Genomic DNA, 22,068 nt, shown 5'->3' with positions numbered 1-22,068 from the left:
CGGACCTGCCTTTCGCTGCCAATGAAACTCTATCTACGCTAATAAGCGGTAAACCATGCCGCAGAAGATGGTGGCTGGTGCCGGTTATTGGCGCCTTGCTCCTCAGTTTAGGCGCAGAAGTTTAAGAGTTACCGGTTCTGGTTGGGGAAATTCCTGGATTGAATGGATCACGGACATTGACGCGTTATCTCGTACTTGGATCCGATGCCACGACCGTCTGTGGTGTGGAGGCATTTACCCGTAATCTCTCGGTCAGACTGGGGCCGCGTGCCGTCAGCGATATTCTGGACGGAAATCTGGGGCGGTTGTCACGAAATCTGGCGCAAGCCGATGCGGTCGTCTTCAATTTCCCCATCGTTGCCTGGAAGAGAAGGTTGGTGGAGCCATTTGCGGCAGCCATCCTGGCGAAGCTGAAGCGCACCGAAGTGATCGTCGTTCTACATGAGTGGGCAAGCCTCGACTGGAAACGGCGGTTAATCCTCTGGCCGGTCATCCTGTTTGCCGATGCCATTCTTTTCTCGGCGCCCGAGGTTCGGCGTGAATGGCTGGAGAGCCGCTATCCCGTGGGCCGGAAGAGAACAGCGATCATTCCAATTCCGCCGAATCTTTTGCCGAGCGGGAAAGAGCAGGCGGAGCCGGCCGCCCTTGCCATTCGCAAACTCCGTGCAGGCGGGCGGACAATCCTCGGTCAATTCGGATCTATCTATCCGAAAAAGAACTGCGCCGAACTTCTGGCAATCGCGCGAACCCTTGTTGACGATGGACAGGATGTGGCAGTCGCCTTTGTCGGCTCGTTCATCAAGGGCATGGACAATGTCGAAGAGGATTTCCGCAATCGGGTCGAGGCGCTAGGACTTGCCGATCGGGTGATCGTCACGGGTTATCTTGCCACGGACGAGGACGTCTTTGCGGCCTGCCGCGAGGTCGATATCTTCTGTTACCGGTTTTCAGAAGGGCTTACCGCGCGGCGTGGCAGTGTGCTTGCGGCAGCGCTCGGTGGCCGGATCGTCGTCACCAACGCACCGGTTGACCCTTCAGGGCTTGAGCATCATGGCCTGTTTCAGGCGCTGATCCGCAACGGAAACATCGTCCTTTGCCCGCATGATGCAGATGTCGAGACGATGGCGAAAGCTGTTGGCGACATGATCGGGCGCTTGCCGCAACCGCTGGACATGGATGCCGAGATCGCTTCGCTTTGGAATGCGATCATCGGCCAAATCGATTCCGTCTCAGCCTACAGAATGGCTCAACTCAACCCGGAAAGGCTCTAGCTCCAGAGATTACGGGTCAATGCCACACGTCTGATCAGCGAGGTGTCGGTCTGCGTATGCGACTGTATGGCGATCGCATATTGATCCTTGCCCATGCTGTCGATCAGGTTTGCAATGCCCCTTTCGTCAAGCGCGGGTCCGCTCCAATAGGTGGCGCAGAAGCTTTGCTCGACAATGCGATGGCGGCCCATCAGGGATGGATTGCTGGCGACGCCGACGCCATAGAGGATGTATTCGGAAAAATCGCGCGCCTTGCACAGAGCCTTCCACCAAGGCAGGTCGGTCACGGTCTCTATCCTGTCCATGACGGTATTAAGGCTTTCGCGATCCCAGACGATCATCTGGCCGATATAATCGTCACCGGGCAAAGGCGGCTCCGGTGTATCGATGACGCGGTAGGCATTTTTCTGCCACAGGATGTGGTTCGGGCGTGTGTCGTTCACTCCGCCCAGGTCGACATAAAGGGGCGAGAGAAGATCACCGGCAAATCTTGCGACGTCGAACGGGCGCACGAAGCAATTGTCGCTGTCGATGCACATGACCCGCTCGCAGGATTGCAGCAGCGCCATCGCAAGTTTCCGCAATTGCTGCACATGCCAGCCATAAACGGGAAGGCCCGTGCCGGGGGCCCAATAGTATTGACGGCCCTTCCATTTCAGGAAGCCTGGCAATGGATATAGCTTGCCGGGCAAGAGCACCGAATCGGGAAGCACCAGCCGCTTTTCATTGCCAAGCTGCGAGAAAAGCTCAAGGTCGCTATCGGCGACGAGCAGATAATGCCGATCGTAACCGGTAATGTATGCATCGATCGAATCGCACAGAAGACGGCATGACTCGAAGTCGCGGGAATATGTTGGCGTAACGAGACTGACGGTGGCGGTCATTCGATGATCATGGCTCCGGACATAGCAGAATGCAGACTGCCAAGGTTCGACCTAAGGCTCCGTTAATCCCGTTCGCGCATAGTGCTGGCCGGTGCGAATATCCAAGGATAGACAGCCGCACCGGCATGCAGGCTTTTACGACATAAAGGCCGCCGGTTGGAGGTAACGAGTGGGATTGAGGTCCAAGCACGAATTCCGGCAATTCGCCCGCCATCTCGGTACCTATGTCGGATCGAGCGGGGCACTGCTTGCATCGAGCGTCACCATGCTTTTGACCTTCGCGCTGCTTGCGCGTCATCTCGGCCATGAGCAGTTCGCGCTGAATGCAACGATCACCGCGCTGACCAATCTCGGCATACAGGTGTGCGGTCTAGGGTCGCAGGAATCGCTGGTCCGGCGAGTTGCGCAGGAACCGGGCTTCTATCCCGACATGCTCGGGCATGTGCATATTCTCAATCTCGTTTCAGGCGCGGTCCTGGTGGTTGCCGGAATGATCGCCATTCCGCTGATATTTCCCGTCTCGGATGACGTGCTGACAACGCTTGTCGCCACGGCGTTGATCCTTTTCACCAATATCATCCTGTTGAAGATCATCTGGCTCGCGACGAACAGCTATATCGCCCATTCGCGCTTTTCGGTCGCCAACAGGATCGAGTTCCTGTTCGCCGCGCTGCGCATGATGGCGGCGGTCGTCAGCTGCCTCGTCTTCAACATCACCACCGTGGCGGAATGGGCTGTCTGGAATTTCGCCGCGCATGCGGTCGTTGCGGTGATTGCGTTGATCGCGATACGCCGGTTGGGCCGGCCGAAATTCAGGATCGTTCGCGAAGAGGTGCCGATCGGCATCATGTTCGCCAGCCAGTTCTTCTTCAAGGCGGGGCGCAGCAATGCCGATATTCTTGTCCTGAGCGCCGTGGCTGGGTCGGAAATCGTCGGCAGTTATTCGATTGCCCGCCGGTTGACGGAAGCTTCCTATATGGCGGTCGAGGCGCTTAACCGGATCGTCTATCCGAGCTATGCCGCCGCAGCCTTGAGCGGTGTAGGGGCTGTTCTGGCACGCGCCAGAAGCATGCTGGTTCTGACGACGGCGATCGGCATTGCAGCCGGCCTGTTCATCTGGATCATCACGCCATGGCTGCCGCTTCTGTTCGGGCATGACTATGTTTCATTGTCCTGGATGACCCGGACGCTGTGCTGGGCGGTGATCCCGATTGCGGTCAGCGCCACCGCTTTCGAAGCGCTCGGTGCATCCAGCCTGCAGAATGTGCGGGCAAAAATTCTCAATGTCTCGAATATCGCGGGTGCGGGGCTCGTGGCTGCCGCTGCCTATTACGCCAGTGTCAGCGGCGTGATCGCGACGACCTATGTGCTGGAAATCCTGATCGCAATTCTTGCCTGGCGCGCGCTTTTCCGGGCGCAGAACGATATCAGGCGTTCGTCACGGACGGCCGATGGGTCGCCGGAGCCGGCAAAACAGCGGACAGCCTGACTTGCAGGTAAAATCAGCTCTCGGTGATGTGCTGTCCGGCCTTTAGTGCCGGCTGACGCTCGGCAGCCGGAATTTCGCTCGCCTTGTAAGGCACCGGAAGGAAGCCGAAGCTTGCGGTGACCCGACCGATCGACATCAATACCGGATGTGTGGCCGGGAGAAGGCGTTTTGTCCGAGCCAGAAGCCCGATCGCCTTGAAGATGCTGAGGCCCAGCGAAACAAGGTTCTTGGCATGAAGTCTGGCAGGTGCGGCCATACGCTTGCGGTCGATGACATAGTTGATGCTGCCGGTGCGGATCGAGCGGCGCATCAGCCATTTCGGCGTCGTGCGTTCTGCCGCGACCGTTTCATGGATTACCGCTTCCTCGCACCACCAGAAGGTAAAGCCGGCTGCGCGGCAGCGGGCAAAGAATTCCATGTCGCCGCCGCCGAGGAAGTTGAAGGCGATGTCGAACAGGGCCGGTTCCAGACGGACGAAGACATCCCTGTGAATGAGGCAGTTTCCGGTGCCGTGAATGACGGGAACCTGCCTTGTCGGTCCATTGATGAAGCCGTAAAGCGGGTGCCGGCTGACGGATGGCGATACCGGCACATCGAATTGACGGATGACCGGGCCACCGACGATCCTGGCTCCGGTGCGGCGCGCCGTCGAGACCATCTTTGCCAGCCAGTCGGGGCTTGCGATCTCGTCATCGTCGATCATCAGGAAGTAATCTGCAGACGGAAAACGCTCGCGGGCTTCCGTGAATGCCCGGTTGATCGCGTGGCAATTGCCCTGGCTAGCTTCGATCACAACGGCGGACGGAACATCGGAACCATCAAGCGTTTCGCGCGCGGAGACGGCGCCCACCGGATTTTCGGCATCATTCTCGACAACCATGATTGCGAAGCGCATGTCACCCTGCTGGGCCAGCAGCGACTGGAGCGTGCGCGCCACGCCATCCGGTCGGCGGAAGGTCGGAATGCAAATGACAGCCTCTACGGAAGCTCTGCTAACGTCCTGCACGCTTGGCTCTCCGGTCCTGTTCGCGTTTGTGCTGTTCACTGCCCTTGCGCCTGCCGCGTGGGGCGACGTGTTTCAATACGAAAGGAGATCAGTGAATACAAATCTATGTTCGGCTTTCAGTTAACATCACATGGCATCAACGACACCGTCATCACATCTGCCGAGACTGAAGGCTGGCGAGCGCCTGCAATCTAAGGCCGAACACGGCGATGAGCATGGTGAACCACAGTGGGCCGTTGTTGACGAAAAAGAGGTTTTCCATGCCTGCCAGAAGGATCGAGAAAATCCAGATCCGGAGAAACAGGCGCGTCAGGTTCGGATCGTTCTGCGTGGCAAAGGCTTCATCCGCATCCCTGAGCGGCAGGATGAGGAGCCAGAGGACCATGAGTATGAGGGCCGGGAAACCGCCATTCAGAAGTGTTTCCAGGAACGAGTTATGCGAATGCGCGGCGAGGTGGGCCCAGGATTCCGTGGTGATGTTGCGAAGAAATTCGCTTCCCCAGAACAACTGAAAGCCATAACCGATGAACGGGGATTCGGAGACGCGGGCAAGGGCAAAGCTCCAGATCGCGCTTCGCCCTGTGAAGGTCGCGTCGATCCCGAGGTCGGCCACCATGGCACCGATTGCCGGCGAGCTTGAGACTTCGATGAGGATGACGTTCATCGCAATGACCAGCCCGACGGTGATGAAACCACGCAATGGTTTGCAGTGTTCGAACAGCCAGCCCAGCAGCAGGACGACGGGAAGCATCGCTGTTGCAGTCTTGCCGCCAGCGAACAGAAGAAAGATGGCGGATAGAACCGCGATGAGAGATCCCAGCTTCGGATAGGACGCTTTTCGCAGGTAGAGACCGAAGAGGGCCAAATAGGCCATGCCGGCAGCGGCGGCGTTCTTGTGCCCGAAAATCCCGCGCCAGTCTCCGGCGAGTGCCGCTTCGACTTCATGGGCCCCATGGACGCCGACCGAGGGTATGACCAACACGGCGAAATAATTGAGCAGCAAGGTCAGCGTCGCGCAGGTGGCGATGATCCTTGCAAAGTCGCGGCTGTCCCGCGGCAGCAAAAGTGCGGCATTGGCGCAACCGCAGACGAGAAATGCGTAGATGATCCTGCGAAAGGCCGTTACCGGATCAAAGGAAAACACGGAGGCGAAGGAGAACCAGACAAGGATCAGGGCTAGCAAGAGATGCGGACTGAAAAATACGCTCTTGCCCGGATTGCGCCACAGGCTTGCAATGGCGGTGGTGAACAGGACTACGACGGAAATCTGGTTTAGCAGGTTGCCGGTGGAAGGGAGGCCTCCCCTGCCATCCGAGTGAGCAAAGGGCGAAAGGCCGATCCAGAAATAGCAAAAGAGCAGCAGCAAGATCACGGAGCCGAAACTCCATGTGGCGGGGTCGGCGCGCATGGCCGGCAACATTCCTGGCCGGGAAATTTCCCCTGCTTGTTTCAAGCTGATAGGTCCTGTGGTGCTGGACGAAACCGCGGTCCGTTTCAACAGGAAGCCGAGATATGTTAACCGCTGGTAAATAACCTTCGTCAACCAAGGTAATATTATCATAACGTCGCCCAGTTAGCGTCTCATGCAGCTCCTAGCTTCCTCCGATCAAGGCGAGATAGATCCATGCGCAGACGGGATTTCGTTCAGGTTGGCCTTGCCGTAGCGGCGCATGCGGCGCTTCAGGTTCCCGCGACCCATGCCGCTGCACCATCGCGACGGATACCCTATGGCTCGGCGGTACGCGGCGATGCTTTGGTGGATGACTATGATTATCGGACAGTCCTTGCCGAGCATTGCCAGCTGGTGGTCCCGGAGGGTGGGCTGAAATGGGTAGTGGTGAGGCCTTCGGAGGATCGGTTCGATTTCTATGAAGGTGACAAGCTGCTCGCTTTCGCCGATCAGAACGGCATGAAAATGCGCGGCCACACGCTGATCTGGCACGGGGCGATGCCGGACTGGACCTCGTCCATTCGTGGCGCGGAGGCCGCTGAAAAGGCGATGACCAAGCACATCCATACCGTCGTGGGGCAATATAAGGGACGCATTCCGAGCTGGGATGTCATCAACGAGGCAATTGCAGAGGACCCGCGTGGCTCCGACTATCTGAGGCCCAATCTCTGGCTTGAGAACATGGGCAAGGGATATATCGAAACGGCACTTCGCCTGGCGGCAGAAGCAGATCCGCAGGCGCAGCTTGTCATCAATGAATATGATATCGAATGTGTCGGCGAGTATTACGAGAACCGGCGGAATGCGCTCCTGCGTGTCGTGCGCGATCTTCGTGATCGCGGCGCCCCGATCCATGCGGTCGGCTTTCAGGGGCACCTGAAGGGACAGTATGAAATAGACAAGGAAGGCGTGTCGTCCTTCGTGGCCGAACTCAAGGCGATGGATGTCGATGTGCTGGTCACGGAGCTCGATGTTATCGACAATCTCCTGCCCGCTGACGAGAAAAAGCGCGATCAGGTCATCGCAGTACGAGTCACGGATCTGTTGGAGGCAATTTCCGATGCGAACCCGCCGACCGCGATCCTGACCTGGGGGATTACCGATCGCTATACATGGGTGCCCACGTGGTTTACCCGCGATGACGGACGCCTGAACCGTCCATTGCCTTTGGATCGCGACTACAAGACCAAGCCAATGATGGACGCGATCAAACGTTTTGCCGCTCGCGCATAGGCGAGAGACCTCCGATCTTTAATCCTGCCCGCTATGCGCGAAAAATGATGCTTCAACCTATGACGGTTCTGTCTGCGATTGGTCCAGCTGTAGTAAATCGGAGCGAATTTTCGCAAGGCTACGACTATAGCTGCATCTTCCCGAATAATTGTTTGAGCCGAGGTAACGCTTCATTAGCAACGCCTCCCAGCAAATTCTAAACCCTAATCGAAATTGTCAGGGAAAATTCGCTCCAAACCGGAGCAAGATCCCGCCTTATTAACTGCTCATTCTTGGTTGCGGCATATTTTCCCATCAGCCGCGATGCAATGTTTGGTTGTGGCTGAATGTCAGATGCCAACGGAAATCCGCCGAGCCAAGCCAGGCGAGCAGATTGAGCGAAGCTTTTTCGATCCGGACGCCATGACGTTTCGACTTTGGCTGAGGGATTATTTTGACAATGAATGTGCGTTTACAGAACATCGTTGACATACCTCTGGCGGTCGATCTGGACGGGACGCTGATCTCCACCGATCTTCTGTGGGAAAGCGCGTTCCAGCTCATCAGGGCGAACCCCCTCTATCTATTTCTCCTGCCGGTCTGGCTGCTTTCGGGCAAGGCGCGGCTGAAGACGGAAATAGCGCGGCGGGTCACGCTGGATGCCAGCCATTTGCCTTATCGCGAGGACTTCGTTTCCTACCTGCGTGCAGAGCGTGTTCGCGGACGCGACCTCATTCTCGTGACGGCGGCCGCCGAGCCGTTTGCGAAAGCCGTGGCGGCACATCTCGGCCTGTTTAGCGCCGTCTATCATACGGACGAAAAGACCAATCTGGCTTCGCACCGCAAAGCCGCGCTGCTTTCAGAACTCTACGGGCCGCAGGGCTTTGATTATGCCGGTAACGACCGTGCGGATATTGCGGTTTTCGAGATTGCACGCAGTGCGATCGTGGTTGCGCCGGATGCTGCGGCTGATCGATATCAAAGAGCGCATTCCTCGATGCGTTTTGATGCCAGGCGCTCTGATATCAAGACTTATATCAAGATGCTGCGCGTGCATCAGTGGCTGAAGAATTTCCTGGTTTTTGCCTCTCCGGTACTTGCGCACACGATCTTCCAGCCTGAGACCTTCATCGCGACAGCGCTGGCCATGGTGGCGTTTTCGTTTTCGGCATCCGCCATCTACATCATCAACGACATTCTCGACCTGCCGCTCGACCGCCAGCACCCGAGGAAGCGGAACCGGCCTTTCGCAAGTGGCGCCATCTCCATTCCTTATGGCCTTACGGTTTCCGCGCTGCTTCTCGTCGCGACGGCGGCCATCTGCTCGCTGCTGCCTTTGCAGTTCGCTGCGGTCATCGTTCTTTATCTGGTGGTGACAACTGCTTATTCCCTGGCCCTGAAGCGGATGCTGCTGATCGACGTCCTCTGCCTTGCCGGTCTCTATGCCCTGCGTATCCTTGGAGGCAAGGCGGCAACAGACCTGCCGCTGTCCTTCTGGCTGATCGCTTTCGGCCTGTTCTTCTTCCTGTCTCTGGCGTTGGTGAAGCGCTATGTCGAATTGCGTCACACGACGGCCGACGTCGGAGACCGCATTGCCGGCCGCGGTTATCGCCCGGAGGATATTCATATCGTCGCCCAAAGCGGCGTCTCTTCCGCATTTGCTGCCGCGATGGTTCTAGCCCTCTATATCCAGTCGGAAGACATCCGCACACTTTATAGCGAGCCCTGGGTGATCTGGCCGTTGGTGCCGATGGTTCTCTATATCAATGTCCGCATCTGGATCCTGGCGCATCGCAAGGAGCTGGACGATGATCCGGTCGTCTTCATCGCAACCGATTGGCGCAGCCAGTTGGTGATTGCAGTCGGCGTCATGCTCTTCGTTGCAGCGAGTGTGCTGTGATGCAGGCGAGCCTTGACAGTTTCGGTCGCATCAGCCGTCATGCCAGACAGGCAATCGCCTTTGAACAGGCGATTGAGGTGCTGCGCGGAGGTGCAGCCGGCCGGTCGGGTCTGCTGGCTTTCGGCAACGGCAAATCCTACGGCGACAGCTGCCATAATGATGCAGGCTCGCTCGTGCCGATGCGTCAGCAGAAGGCCGTGCTCGGCCTTGATCTCGAGACAGGCGTCGTGGAGGCGCAGGCGGGCATCTCGCTGGAAGAGCTGGTCGCCTATATCGCTCCGCACGGGTTCTTTCTGCCGGTAACGCCGGGGACGCGTTTCGTCACGCTCGGCGGTTCGATCGCCAATGACGTTCACGGCAAGAACCACCATCTTCGCGGAACGTTCGGCTGCCATGTCGAAAGCTTCGAATTGCTGCGTTCCGATGGCCACATCCATCATTGCAGCGCGACGGAGAATACAGACCTGTTCTCGGCGACGATCGGGGGGCTGGGGCTGACGGGGCTTATTCTGTCCGCCAGACTAAAGCTCATGAAGGTCGGCTCGCTCGACATTGACGAGAAGGTGACGGCCTTTTCCAGCCTCGAGGGCTATTTCGATCTTGCGGCCGATGCCGACCGGGAAAACGAATATTCCGTCGCCTGGCTGGATCAGCTTGCCTCCGGTAGATCGGCGGGACGTGGCGTGCTGATTACCGGCAATCATGCGGATAACGGCAATTTCCGCACCGAGGGTGTCAAGGCGAAGATCCGCGTTCCGTTCGAGCTGCCGTTTTCGGCGCTGAACCGGGTGAGCCTCGGGCTGTTCAACACGGCCTATTTCAACGTCAACAGGCTGAAGTCCGCACCGCATTTGGCCGGTTACGGCAAGTTCTTCTATCCGCTCGATGGTGTTGGAGACTGGAACCGGCTTTATGGGCCGAAGGGCCTCTTCCAGCATCAGAGCGTCATTCCGTTCGAAGCCGGGCGTTCGGTCATTCCGGCCATGCTGGAAGCAAGCCGCAAGGCCGGTTTGTCGTCCTTCCTCACAGTGTTGAAGCGTTTTGGCGATGTGCCTTCACCAGGTTTCATGTCGTTTCCGCGTCCGGGCTACACGCTGACGATGGATTTTCCCAATCACGGCGAAAAGACGCTTGAGCTGCTAACGCGTCTCGATCACATGACGCTCGATGCCGGCGGACGGGTCAACCCGTACAAGGACAGCCGCATGAGTGCCGACGTGTTCAAAACCGGCTTTCCGCAATGGACGCAGTTGGAAACGCTGCGGGACGAAAGTTTCTGCTCTGATTTCTGGCGCCGTACGGCGCTTGCCACGGATCACCCACGAGGACGCCCATGAAATACATCCCGTTTATCCTCTTCACGGTGCTGACCAACGCGGCGGCACAGCTGCTGCTGAAACAGGGCATGCTGTCGCTCGGTCCGCTGAGTTTCTCTGCCGACACGATGATCCAGCGGATTTTTCAGATCGTCTTCAACCCCTGGGTTTTCTTCGGGCTGACCACCTTCGTCATCTCGATGGCGTCGCATCTCTATGTGCTCTCCAAGGTCGATCTGTCCTTCGCCTATCCCTTCCTCAGCCTTGCCTATGTGGCCGTCGCCGTTCTGGCCTGGCTGCTGTTCAAGGAGGAACTGGGCGCCATGAAGATCGCAGGCATCGCCTTCATCTGCGTCGGCACAGTGCTGATCGCGCAGAGCGGGCATAAGGAAACACCGGAACAGACAGCGTCCATCGAGCGCGTCAACTCCTGACCAACCAGTTTTAGAACCGACAGAACGACGGGGATTCAAACCATGAGACATATCATTTTCGGCGGCGACGGTTTCGTAGGACGTCATCTTGCACCAAGGCTGCAGGCTGAGGGCCATGAAGTCATCGTTGCGGATATCGCCAAGAGCGATCTGCCGCACTATGGCACTATCCGCTTCGAAAACGTCGACGTGACCGATCCCGCCTCGATCGCCAAGCTCGGCATCCATGCGGATGACATGGTCTACAACCTCTCCGCCAAGATGCTGTCGCCGCTGCAGGTGCGCGCCAAGCGGCACGACTTCTTCTTCCCGGTTAACTATTACGGTACCGAGAACATCATAAAGGCGATGGATCAGGCGGGCGCAAAGTCGCTCGTGCATTTCACCACCGACATGGTCTACGGGCACACCTATGTCTGGCCGCAGACGGAAGAGCACCCGGTGGCTCCGCTCGGCGAATACGGTCTTTCCAAGCTGAAGACCGAGGAGCTGTCGGCCGAATGGCGCAAGCGCGGCATGAATATCTCGCTGTTTCGCCCGCGCCTGATCATCGGCCCGGGCCGTCTCGGCATCCTGTCTAAACTGTTCAAGCTGATCGACAACAACCTGCCGGTGCCGATGATCGGCTCGGGCAAGAACCCGTATCAGTTCATTTCGGTCTTCGATTGCGCATCCGCTGCGCATGCGGCTTTTAACGCCGGTGTGCCGAACGAGGTCTATAATCTCGGCTCTCTCAATCCGCCGCCGGTGCGCAAGCTGCTTGGCGATCTGGTCAAGCATGCCGGTTCGAAGTCGATCCTGCTGCCGACGCCTGCCTGGGCGGTGAAGCGCACACTCGACCTGTTCGACCTGATCAACATGCCGATCATGGATCCGGAACAATATCTGATCGCCGACGAAATGTGTGTTCTCGACGTCTCCAAGGGCGAGCGCGAGCTCGGCTGGGTGCCGCAATATCGCGACGAGGACATGCTGATCGCCGCCTATTCCGAATATCGCAAGGGACTTGCCGGCGGTTCGCAGGACAATGTTTCCCACGCCAAGGCAGCTTGAGAAGGAAATGACGATGGCCAATGCAATCAGCCTCAACAGTGACGATGCGATGATCGATCTTTCCGCAAATCCGGCTCGCGAACCGATCGCCAAGCCGGCGCTTTTATCGGTCGAGGACGCCAAGGCGCTCGATGTGGCGAAGATGACGGATCTCTTCACCCGCCACCTCAATCCCGGCCAGCTTCACTTCATGAAGCTCTTGGGCTTCCACAAGGTGAAGATCGAGCGTGCCGAGGGCATGTATTATTACGATCAGAACGGTCGCAAGATTCTCGATTTCTTCGGCGGCTTCGGCTCTCTGGCGCTTGGCCACAATCACAGCCGCATCCTCGACGCGCGCCGCAAATTCCAGGACGAGAACCGCCAGGAAATCGCCATCGCCTTCATGTCGCAATATGCGACGGCGCTGGCGCATAACCTTGCCGCCTGCTCGCCGGGCGAACTCGACATGGTGTTCCTCGGCTCCTCCGGTTCGGAAGCGATGGAAGCTGCGATCAAGGTGGCCGAGCGTGCCGCCGGTCCGAAGCGGCCGAAGATCGTCTATGCGGAAAACTCCTTCCACGGAAAGACCAAGGGCGTTTTGTCGATTACCGACGGTTCGCTTTATCGCGGCGAATTCAAGCTTGTCGACAACACCGTGCGGGTGCCGTTCGGCGATATCGATGCGATCGAAAACGCTTTCCGCAACGATCCGGAAATCGGTGTCATCGTGCTCGAAACCGTTCAGGGCGGCGGCGGCATCATTCAGGCCGAAACTGCCTTCTGGCAGCGCCTGCGCGAGCTTTGCGACAAGTATGGCGTTCTGTGGGTCGCCGACGAAGTACAGTGCGGTTTCGGCCGCACCGGCAAGTTCTATGCGTTCGAACATCATGGCGTCGTGCCGGATGTGACGGCGCTGGCGAAATCGCTCGGCGGCGGCAAGTCGGCTGTCGGCGCAATGATCGCCAAGCGCGATGTCTACATGAAGGCCTATGGCACGCCGAAAACGGCGATGATCCATGCGATGGCAACCTTTGGCGGCATCGGCGAAGCCTGCGTGACGGCTATCGAAGCGATGAACGTGCTTTACGACGAGCACCTGATCGACAATTCGGCGAACACGGGCGACTATTTGCTCGAGCGCCTGAAGGAACTTCAGGTCCGCTATCCGTCGCTTCTGAAAGAGGTACGCGGTCAGGGCATGATGATCGGCATCGAGTTCCACGATCTGTCCAAGACCATGCCGCTGGTGCTGCGCCCGGTTGTCGCCATGCTGGACGACAAGCTGAAGGGCTCGCTGCCGGGCTTTATAGGCAGCCATCTGTTGCGCGATCACGCCGTGCTGGTGGCGTTTACCGAATACAATCGCAACGTCATCCGGCTGGAGCCGCCGTTGATCTGCGAAAAGAGCCATGTGGATGATTTCATCACGGCGCTGGACGAGGTCATGTCCCGCGGTATCGTCCGTATCGTCAAGGATTTCGTCGCTGCCCAGGTGAAGTGAGCATAACGAACTGAACCAGTGTCGAAGGCCGGGAGCTGTTCCCGGCCTTTGCTGTTTTTTGGCCCTTATTGCTTTGCGGCGAGGATATCGCGGCGCAGAAGAATGTCCCAGCAGGGGTGGACTTCCACGACCTGCCGATCCTTCAATGCCGGTTCATAATGCTCAAAAAGCTTGCGGCGTCCCGGCGTCAGCGGGCATTTCGGTCGCAGTACCGCGGCCGTCTCGCCAATCGCTCGTATTGCTTCCTCATCCAGGGGCGGGACGGTGCGGTAAGGGTCTGCGCCGATCTGGATGTGTTTCGTCGCATTGCGGTCCAAGAGCCAGGGGAATGGGTTGGTGAAGTCGAGATTCATCAGGCTGTCGAGCCGGACATTGTTCTGCGTCTCGAATGTCTTGAGTGCTTCCACCAGACTGTTGGCCGAGATGATCCAGTAAAGCTGGAAATCGAGTTCCGAATAATATTGCCAGCTCGGCAGCTGCCCATGGTCGGTCAGGTCCGCATAGGCGGAGGCGAAATTTTCGTAGTGGCTTTCGAGATACGTTGCGCGCTCGATGATCTCCCGTCGCTGCGATACCTGCTGCATGTTCTTCACGTCCGGCAGGTGCAGCGTGTCGTAGGTCGGGGCGACGACGATGGCACGGAGTGTCTTATGCGCAACCTTGGTGAAGGTCGGGATGACGCAGAATGCGGCGAGTGCGAGGAAGGCCATTTTCGGGCCTTGCTCGACAAGCCTGACACGCTGGAAGACCATCAACAGGACCGGCCAGATAAAGATGAATTCCTGGCTGCCGGTGTTCTGGGTCTCGAATATCACACCGCCCGCAACGACAACCGAGAACCACCAGACGTTATGATCGAAGAACCGGATGCTCCTGTCGGCCCGAGTCCAGTCGATCCAGAGCAGCAGAAGCGTCATCAACGCGGCTGGCAGAACGACATCGAGCTTCAGGGAGACTGCTGTCAGGAAGCGGGGAAGCAGCGAGCCTTCGTTCATGCCTGCGAGTTGGATGATGTCATGCACGTAGCCCGACACGATGCCGGTGAGCAGTTCTGCAATTCCGAGCGGTATCAGGAACAGCACGACGGCGGCGATGCTGTTGCGCAGGGAGGTGCGGCCGGACAGAAGCGCCAGAAGGCAGAACAGGCCACCGACCAGGAAGCCCGTGACCTTGGTCATCAATAAGGCCAGCATCGTGGCCGCGATCAGCAGGACCATCCTGCGACCGTCTTTCAGGAAAAGGAGGCCGGTTGTCAGGACATAGAGAAAGACGACGCTGTGGCGGTTGTAGATGCCAAAACCGTCCAATGTTGGAAACGGGTGATAGGCGCTCACATTGGATGGAAAGGTGGCGAAGACGACGAAGGGCACAAGCAGCGCGAAAGCGTAAGCCCTGCCGTGTCTGGAGAGGTCTGAAAGAGCGAGCGCCAGAAGAGGGGCGGCGACCGGCAGGATGCACCACTGGGCCAGGAGAAGCGGCTGCGCATTCGCAAACAGTTTCAGGCCCGCCGCAAACAGATAATAGGGCATGGGGCCAACCGGGGTCGGGAAGTCGACACTCGGGATCTGGCCCATCCATATGCGCTGCGCCGCATCAAGATAGAGATAGGTGTCCCAATACATCGGCCCGATCGGGGCCACCGTCGGGATGATGAGAAGCAGGATCAGCGGGAAAAATGCAACGAGCAGCCAGAAGACAGGCCGCGAGAAAATACTTCTGAACCTGGATACGCCAGTCATTTTTGCCCCCGAATTCATCGTAATGGCGATGTTCCCAGTCACGCGAGCATCGAACGTGTCCAGATACTTAGCTTACAAATATAATTAATTCATTATCGCTGGCTGGCCAGAAATACCGATCAATGTTGCTCCCGAATCCACTCACCTAAACCTTCGAATTGGTAATGACATTCGAGCCCCCGGAGGATTATGCCGAAAAGAGCGTGGTGGTTCGTCGTTCAGCGGTGGGTTGATAATGCCGTTGCTTTCCCCGAGCGTGATCGTCAGCGGGTGTGGCAAAATATTTGAAGCTTGTAATTTCTTATCTGCTGGTGTTGGCTGCTGCCGACCAACCTTCGGGAGCAGCCTATGCCTGACGCCTTCCTCTGCGATTATATCCGTACCCCTATCGGCCGTTTCGGTGGGGTTCTTGGCTCGGTACGTACGGACGATCTGGCGGCAGTTCCGATCAGGGCGCTGATCGAGCGCAATGCCGCCATAGACTGGAATGCCGTCGACGACGTGATCTACGGCTGCGCCAACCAGGCAGGGGAGGACAATCGCAATGTCGCGCGCATGGCCGCGCTGCTTGCGGGCCTGCCGGCTACGGTTGCGGGCACGACGATGAACCGGCTGTGCGGGTCGGGCATGGATGCGGTGATCGCTGCTGCGCGGGCCATCAAGGCGGGCGAAGTGGACCTGATGATTGCAGGCGGCGTGGAAAGCATGAGCCGTGCGCCGTTCGTGCTGCCCAAGGCGGACAGCGCCTTTTCCCGCACCGCCGAAATCCACGACACCACGATCGGCTGGCGGTTCGTCAATCCGGCGATGAAAAGGCAATATGGCATCGACTCCATGCCGGAGACGGCCGAGAACGTGGCGGAAGAATACGGCATTTCCCGTGCGGATCAGGATGCGTTTGCACTTCGCAGCCAGGCGAAGGCGGCGGCCGCACAGGAGAATGGCCGCCTCGCGGTCGAGATCACACCGGTGACGATTGCCCAGCGCAAGGGCGATGCAACCGTGGTCTCGAAGGACGAGCATCCGCGCGCAACGACGATCGAGGCGCTGGCAAAACTGGGAACTCCGTTCAAGCAGGATGGCGGCACGGTGACGGCGGGCAATGCCTCCGGCGTCAACGATGGCGCGGCGGCAATGATCATTGCCTCAGAGGCTGCGGCGAGGAAATATGGCCTTACGCCGATTGCCCGTATCATGGGCGGCGCGGTTGCCGGGGTGGCGCCGCGTGTCATGGGCATCGGGCCGGTACCGGCGACGCGGAAACTCTGCGCGATGCTGAAGCTTTCGCCGCAGGATTTCGATGTGATCGAGCTGAACGAGGCTTTTGCCTCACAAGGCATAGCGGTGTTGCGCGAGCTGGGGCTTGCCGAAGATGCCGACCATATCAATCCGAATGGCGGCGCGATTGCGCTTGGTCATCCGCTGGGGATGTCGGGAGCGAGAATTTCGGGAACTGCAGCGCTTGAGCTTTCCCGGCGTGGCGGACGCTATGCGCTTGCGACTATGTGCGTCGGGGTCGGGCAGGGGATCGCCGTGGCGCTGGAACGGGTGTAGCAGCGCCACAGGTATTGGTGATCAGTGGTGGGGCTTGCCCGGGCGACGGTAGATGAACCAGTAGACGCCGCCGACGAGGAGAGCGCCGCCGACCCAGTTTCCGGCCGTGACGACGGTCAGGTTGGTGAGGACGCCGCTGAGCGGGATTTCGCCGGGTGCATGGCCGATGGCGGTCCAGAAGCTTTCCGGCGCGCCGTAACGGATCATCAGGCCGAGGCTGAGATAGTACATGTTGGCGACGCAGTGCTCGAAGCCTGCGGCAACGAAGGCTGTGACCGGGAAGACGATGGCGAGGATCCTGTCGGCAACGGAGCGTCCGGCCAATGCCAGCCAGACGGCCAAGCAGACCAGCACGTTGCAGAGGATGCCGAGCGTGAAGGCTTCGACCACCGGAAGGGCGGATTTCGCTTCGGCATAATGCATGGCTGCGATACCGATTGCATTGCCGCCAAACGTGTAGTGGCCCGAGAGGAAGACGAGGCCGGCGATGACGACCGCGCCGACCAGATTGCCGAGCCAGACGAGCACCCAGACGCGCACCATGCGTTTGGTGGCGATCCGGCGGCTTGCCCAGGCCATGACCATCAGCATGTCGCCGGTGAAAAGCTGCGCGCCGCCGATCAGGACGAGAATGAGGCCCAGCGAGAAGCTCAGCCCGGCCAGAAGTCGGGTGAGACCGTAGGACAGCATTCCATCCGCACCTGCGACCGTCGTCGTGGCGAACATTGCGCCGAGCCCGATAAAGGCACCGGCGAGAACCGCCAGACCCAGCAGGGTCAGCGTGTCATAGCTGGCTTTCTTGACGCCCATTTCTTCAGCCGCGATCGCAATCGCGTCCGGCGTCAGGGAGCCGCCTGCCTCCGGCCCTCGAAAGAAGGCCGAAGTCATCTTGTCCCGGCTTTCCGGGTCCTGCTGGGCTATGTTCATGCGTTCACCGCGTCCTTGCGCGCCGGTTCGGAACCGGCTTCACCTGCCGCCTGCTGGTCCGCCTGGATGGCAGTGAGCGCGATGGTGAAGACGATGTCATCGACGAGCGCACCGCGCGACAGGTCGTTGACCGGCTTGCGCAGGCCCTGCAGCATCGGGCCGACGGAAACGACGTCGGCAGAGCGCTGAACGGCCTTGTAGGTGGTGTTGCCGGTGTTCAGGTCCGGGAAGACGAAGACATTGGCGCGGCCTGCGACCGGGCTGTCGGGAGCCTTCGAGCGGCCGACGCTTTCGACGCTTGCCGCATCATACTGGATCGGGCCGTCGATCAGGAGATCGGGCTTGCGCTGCCTGGCAAGCTCGGTTGCTTCGCGCACCTTGTCGACATCACCGCCGGTGCCCGACGTGCCGGTCGAATAGGAGATCATCGCAACCCGCGGATCGATGCCGAAGGCCTTTGCCGTGTCGGAAGACTGGACGGCGATTTCGGCCAGCTGGTCGGCCGTCGGGTTGGGGTTGATGGCGCAATCGCCATAGACCAGAACCTGATCGGGCATCAGCATGAAGAAGACCGAGGAGACGATGCTCTGGCCCGGTTCCGTCTTGATCAGCTGCAGGGCAGGGCGCACCGTGCTGGCCGTGGTATGAACCGCACCCGAGACCAGGCCATCGACTTCACCGACGGCGAGCATCATCGTGCCGAGGACGACCGTGTCTTCCAGCTGGGCGATTGCCTGGGGAGGCGTCATGCCCTTGGACTTGCGCAGCTCGACCATGGCGTCGACATAGTTGGCGCGCACGGCGGCCGGGTCGAGGATTTCCAGATCGGCCGGCAGCTCGATGTCCTTGGCCTTGGCGATCATCTGGATGGCATCGGGCCGGCCGAGCAGAACGCAACGGGCGATGCCCTTCTGGTGGCAGATGACGGCGGCCTGCAGCGTGCGGGGCTCTTCACCTTCGGGAAGCACGATGCGCTTGTTGGCGCGGCGTGCCCCTTCGATCAGGTGATTGCGGAAGCGCGGCGGCGACAGCCGGGCTTCGGTCGAGGTGCCGATCCGGTCGCGCAGCGAGGTCGTGTCGATATTTTCGGCGACGAAATCGATGACCTTTTCCATATGCTGGCTGTCATCCTGGCTGACATGGTAGCTCAGATGGGCGAGACGCGAGGCCGTTGCATAAGTGTCGTCGGGGGTGGACAGGATCGGCAGGATGTTGGAGCCGACCGAGGCCATCAGATCTGCAACCGGGGTGGCTAACGGTGCGCCGCAGGTGAGCAGCAGGCCGGCAAGCGGTACGCCGCGGCTATGGGCAAGCGCCGAGGCAAGCGCGATATCGCTGCGGTCACCGGGCATGACGACGAGGGTTTCCGGGCGCAGGCGGTCGATCATCTTTTCGACCGAACGGGCGCCGACGACGATCTCGCGCACTCTGATGGCATCGAGTTTCGAGCCCTGCACGACGCTCAGATCGAGCGACGAGACCAGATCCGACAGGCGCGGCGTGTTGAGGTTCGGCTCGTAGGGGATCGCGCCGAGGATGGTCGAGGAGGCGAGGCCGAACGGCGTCAATGCCTCCTTCAGCCGCTCGCGGTCTGCATTCACCTTCATCTTGTTGATCATCAGGCCGAGAAGCGGCGAATTTCCTTCGCGCGCATACTGGCGATGGATGAGAGCGACCGTTTCGGCGATGAATTTCGGCTCGTAGTCGACACCGCTCAGGACCGGAATGACGTCTGCACCAAGGCTGCGGACAATCTCGACATTGAGGCGCAGCGCGATCTGGGCGCTGGCGAGCGGGATGAGACCCTCGACGACAACCACATCATGGTCGGTGCGCAGGGCTTCCGTCATCGTGGCGATATCTTCGAGCAGGGCCGCGAGGTCGCCCTTGCGGATCTGTTCTTCTGCCCGCTCGAAGGGAATGGGATCCGGCGAGTTGGTCATGCACAAGGTGCGGGCGAAGTGGCTCGAGGTATCGATGCCTTTTTTCTGGCTCCGGCTTTCAGACCTCGGCTGGGCGATCGGCTTGACGAAGGCGACCTTCATCCCGTCGCGTTGCAGTGCCCGCACCAGGCCAAGCGAAAGCGACGTCAGGCCGACGTCCTGGGCAGCGGCCGCGAGGAAAATTATACGTGCGCACATTTAGAATTATCCTTCTGTATGTTCGCGGTCTTTATGAACTGGTTCAAATAGCGTGATCCCTGAAGCGGCTACGCCTTGGTCGAGTCTGCAACGGCATCCAGCGTATCGTGGGCGATCATCCATTCCTCGTTGGTGGCAATGACCGCAGCGGCCGCCTTGCTGTCCTTGGTGGTGATGACGCCGCAGCGGCCGCCGAACATCTGACCGTTGGCTTCCTTATCGAGCTTGATACCGAGAACCGACAGGCGATCGACCGTGCGCTCGCGCATCGTTGCCGAGTTTTCACCGATGCCACCGGTGAAGATGACGGCATCCAGGCGTTCGAGCGAGGTTGCCAGACCACCGATGTAACGGGCCAGGCGATGGACGAAGACATCGAGAGCAAGCTTTGCGCCCTCATGGCCTTCCTTCTCGGCATTCTCCAGCGTGCGGCAATCGTTGGACAGGCCGGACAGGCCGAGCAGGCCGCTCTTGCGGTTGAGAAGCGTGTCGAGTTCGTCGATGGTCAGGCCGTCTTCGCGGGCGATGTGGAAGAGTGCGCCCGGATCGATGTCGCCGGAGCGGGTGCCCATGACGAGGCCTTCGAGCGGGGTGAAGCCCATCGATGTGTCGACGCTCTTGCCGTTCAGGACGGCAGTGGCCGAAGCGCCGTTGCCCAGATGGGCGATGACGAGGCCATGGTTATTGGGGTCGAGGCCGAGAAGCTCGACGGCTTCGGCTGCGACGAAGCGATGGCTGGTGCCGTGGAAGCCATACCGGCGAACGCCGAGATTGCGGTAGCAATCCTGCGGGACGGCATAGGTGAATGCGGCCGGCGGCATGGTGGTGTGGAAGGCGGTGTCGAAGACTGCTGCATGCGGAACGTTGGGCAGCGCCGCCATGGCAGTCCGGACGCCGAGAATGTTTGCCGGATTATGCAGCGGGGCGAGGTTGGAAAGCGCATCCATCTCGCGCAGGATTTCATCGGTAACAAGGGTGGAGGCGGTAAAGCGCTCGCCGCCGTGAACCATGCGGTGGCCAACGGCAACAACCGAGCTCAGCCAACCCTTCTGTTCCAGAATGCCGAGAAGCTTCTGAAGGGCAACGTCATGGCTGCCGCTGTCCAGCGAGATTTCGGTCTTTTCACCCTTTTCCTTGACGACAAGCCGGCTTTCAGGCTGGCCCAGGTTTTCTGCCAAAGCGGAAAGAAGCGGGTCGCGGTTCGTGCCTGCGAAAACGCCGAATTTAACGGAAGAGCTGCCGCAGTTCACCACGAGAACGAGCGAGCGAATATCGATCATATTGGTATTCCTTGTCATTTTAATTTGATTGGGAACGATTTTCCGGTGCACGCGGTCTTTAAAAGACCGTCAGCCCGCGTTCCGCGAATATTGATCTTGCTTCAGCAGTGGATTCCGGGGTTGGCGTCGGGGCTCCGGCAAGCGGATAATCCATTCCCAACTGCGCCCATTTCTGAGTACCCATCTGGTGGAAGGGGAGCACTTCGACACGCTCCACGATCGAGCCAAGGTCGGCGACGAAATCGGCGAGCCTGGCGATGTCGTCATGACCATCGGTCCAGCCTGGCACGAGGACATACCGCAGCCAGATCTTCTTCTGCAGTCTCTGCAGGCGATGGGCGAAGTCCAGTGTCGGCTGGAGCGGCTGCGCGGTCAGGCGCTGATAGACTTCGGGGTCGCTGTGCTTGATGTCGAGAAGGACGACGTCAACATTGTCGAACCACGCGTCGTCGACAGACGCGTGAAGATAGCCCTGGGTGTCGAGAGCAGTGTGAAGGCCGAGTTCAGTCTTGAAGCGCTTGAACATCTCGCCGACGAAAGGCGCCTGCATCAAAGGCTCACCGCCTGAAATGGTTACGCCGCCGGCCATTCGCAGAAAGCCCGCATAAGGCTTGACTTCCGCCAAAGCGTCTTCGACCGTTATCTTGCGGCCGTTGTGAAGCTTCCACGTATCCGGGTTGTGGCAGTAGACACAACGGAACAAGCAACCGGCCATGAAGAAGACGAAACGCATGCCCGGTCCGTCAACGGCCGCGCCGCTTTCAACCGAATGCAGGTAACCGAAATCCGTCGAAGAATGGGTGCCTGCGGGGGCATGCGCCTTCGGCGGGCGGGTGATCGCTCGATGAACATCCATGGGGCATCTCATGTCTTTAGATAATTTTGGTCAACAGCGTGGGCGCATATGGGTTCCATATGCGCCCAGCGTA

At 59.3% G+C, this 22,068-nt stretch carries 17 protein-coding genes; 9 read left to right on the top strand and 8 right to left on the bottom strand.

Annotated elements, in window-relative coordinates:
• The first annotated feature begins 176 nt into the window (after window positions 1-176).
• Window positions 177-1,271 (top strand): glycosyltransferase, encoded by a 1,095-nt coding sequence (locus tag JNB91_RS04105; RefSeq protein ID WP_220324239.1) that lies wholly within the window; start codon window positions 177-179, stop codon window positions 1,269-1,271.
• On the opposite strand, the gene JNB91_RS04100 is transcribed toward JNB91_RS04105, so the two are convergent.
• Complete coding sequence (locus JNB91_RS04100) at window positions 1,268-2,155, bottom strand: DUF6492 family protein (RefSeq protein ID WP_220324238.1); 888 nt, start codon at window positions 2,153-2,155, stop codon at window positions 1,268-1,270. The genes JNB91_RS04105 and JNB91_RS04100 overlap by 4 nt on opposite strands.
• 169 nt (window positions 2,156-2,324) lie before the next feature.
• Here JNB91_RS04100 and JNB91_RS04095 point away from each other — a divergent pair, with 169 nt between their 5' ends.
• Window positions 2,325-3,644 (top strand): lipopolysaccharide biosynthesis protein, encoded by a 1,320-nt coding sequence (locus JNB91_RS04095; protein WP_220324237.1) that lies wholly within the window; start codon window positions 2,325-2,327, stop codon window positions 3,642-3,644.
• A gap of 13 nt (window positions 3,645-3,657) precedes the next feature.
• Here the strand turns inward: JNB91_RS04095 and JNB91_RS04090 are convergent, their stop codons facing one another.
• Both JNB91_RS04090 and JNB91_RS04085 read right to left on the bottom strand, forming a co-directional pair.
• Window positions 3,658-4,650: a glycosyltransferase family 2 protein gene (locus JNB91_RS04090; protein ID WP_220324236.1), complete on the bottom strand. Its 993-nt coding sequence runs from the start codon at window positions 4,648-4,650 to the stop codon at window positions 3,658-3,660.
• 151 nt (window positions 4,651-4,801) lie between these two features.
• Window positions 4,802-6,058 (bottom strand): O-antigen ligase family protein, encoded by a 1,257-nt coding sequence (locus JNB91_RS04085; RefSeq protein WP_220324235.1) that lies wholly within the window; start codon window positions 6,056-6,058, stop codon window positions 4,802-4,804.
• 216 nt (window positions 6,059-6,274) lie between these two features.
• On the opposite strand from JNB91_RS04085, the gene JNB91_RS04080 reads away from it, so the two are divergent.
• The 6 genes from JNB91_RS04080 to JNB91_RS04055 all read left to right on the top strand — a co-directional run bounded on the left by JNB91_RS04080 (window position 6,275) and on the right by JNB91_RS04055 (window position 13,498).
• Window positions 6,275-7,333: an endo-1,4-beta-xylanase gene (locus tag JNB91_RS04080; RefSeq protein ID WP_220324234.1), complete on the top strand. Its 1,059-nt coding sequence runs from the start codon at window positions 6,275-6,277 to the stop codon at window positions 7,331-7,333.
• A 439-nt stretch (window positions 7,334-7,772) separates the two neighbouring features.
• Window positions 7,773-9,212 carry a UbiA family prenyltransferase gene (locus JNB91_RS04075; protein WP_220324233.1) on the top strand — a complete coding sequence of 480 codons (1,440 nt, stop codon included), beginning with the start codon at window positions 7,773-7,775 and terminating at the stop codon, window positions 9,210-9,212.
• The gene (locus JNB91_RS04070; protein WP_220324232.1) at window positions 9,212-10,549 is read left to right on the top strand and encodes an FAD-binding oxidoreductase; all 1,338 of its coding nucleotides are present in this window, start codon (window positions 9,212-9,214) and stop codon (window positions 10,547-10,549) included. The genes JNB91_RS04075 and JNB91_RS04070 overlap by 1 nt, the downstream gene beginning before the upstream one ends.
• Window positions 10,546-10,962 carry an EamA family transporter gene (locus JNB91_RS04065; RefSeq protein WP_220324231.1) on the top strand — a complete coding sequence of 139 codons (417 nt, stop codon included), beginning with the start codon at window positions 10,546-10,548 and terminating at the stop codon, window positions 10,960-10,962. Before JNB91_RS04070 ends, JNB91_RS04065 begins: the two co-directional genes overlap by 4 nt.
• 42 nt (window positions 10,963-11,004) lie before the next feature.
• Window positions 11,005-12,015, top strand: a complete 1,011-nt coding sequence (locus JNB91_RS04060) for an NAD-dependent epimerase/dehydratase family protein (RefSeq protein WP_220324230.1) — start codon at window positions 11,005-11,007, stop codon at window positions 12,013-12,015.
• A gap of 49 nt (window positions 12,016-12,064) precedes the next feature.
• Window positions 12,065-13,498, top strand: coding sequence for an aspartate aminotransferase family protein (locus JNB91_RS04055; RefSeq protein WP_430736239.1), 1,434 nt, complete (start codon window positions 12,065-12,067; stop codon window positions 13,496-13,498).
• 65 nt (window positions 13,499-13,563) lie between these two features.
• On the opposite strand, the gene JNB91_RS04050 is transcribed toward JNB91_RS04055, so the two are convergent.
• A complete protein-coding gene (locus tag JNB91_RS04050) occupies window positions 13,564-15,237 on the bottom strand; it encodes a hypothetical protein (protein ID WP_223218042.1) in 1,674 nt (557 codons plus the stop codon).
• 348 nt (window positions 15,238-15,585) lie between these two features.
• On the opposite strand from JNB91_RS04050, the gene pcaF reads away from it, so the two are divergent.
• Window positions 15,586-16,791, top strand: a complete 1,206-nt coding sequence (pcaF, locus tag JNB91_RS04045; RefSeq protein ID WP_220324227.1) for a 3-oxoadipyl-CoA thiolase — start codon at window positions 15,586-15,588, stop codon at window positions 16,789-16,791.
• A 21-nt stretch (window positions 16,792-16,812) separates the two neighbouring features.
• On the opposite strand, the gene JNB91_RS04040 is transcribed toward pcaF, so the two are convergent.
• The 4 genes from JNB91_RS04040 to pflA all read right to left on the bottom strand — a co-directional run bounded on the left by JNB91_RS04040 (window position 16,813) and on the right by pflA (window position 21,995).
• The gene (locus JNB91_RS04040) at window positions 16,813-17,718 is read right to left on the bottom strand and encodes a formate/nitrite transporter family protein (RefSeq protein WP_223218041.1); all 906 of its coding nucleotides are present in this window, start codon (window positions 17,716-17,718) and stop codon (window positions 16,813-16,815) included.
• Window positions 17,715-19,859 carry a phosphate acetyltransferase gene (pta, locus tag JNB91_RS04035; protein ID WP_220324226.1) on the bottom strand — a complete coding sequence of 715 codons (2,145 nt, stop codon included), beginning with the start codon at window positions 19,857-19,859 and terminating at the stop codon, window positions 17,715-17,717. Before pta ends, JNB91_RS04040 begins: the two co-directional genes overlap by 4 nt.
• Before the next feature lie 68 nt (window positions 19,860-19,927).
• Complete coding sequence (locus tag JNB91_RS04030) at window positions 19,928-21,139, bottom strand: acetate/propionate family kinase (RefSeq protein ID WP_220324225.1); 1,212 nt, start codon at window positions 21,137-21,139, stop codon at window positions 19,928-19,930.
• A gap of 58 nt (window positions 21,140-21,197) precedes the next feature.
• Window positions 21,198-21,995, bottom strand: coding sequence for a pyruvate formate-lyase-activating protein (gene pflA, locus JNB91_RS04025; protein ID WP_220324224.1), 798 nt, complete (start codon window positions 21,993-21,995; stop codon window positions 21,198-21,200).
• Between the last annotated feature and the right edge of the window lie 73 nt (window positions 21,996-22,068).

The organism is Aliirhizobium wenxiniae (genome assembly GCF_019511445.1).
GTDB classification, from domain to species: domain Bacteria; phylum Pseudomonadota; class Alphaproteobacteria; order Rhizobiales; family Rhizobiaceae; genus Neorhizobium; species Neorhizobium wenxiniae_A.
Note: the sequence above shows the minus strand (reverse complement) of the source record. Positions and strands in the feature narration are given on the sequence as shown.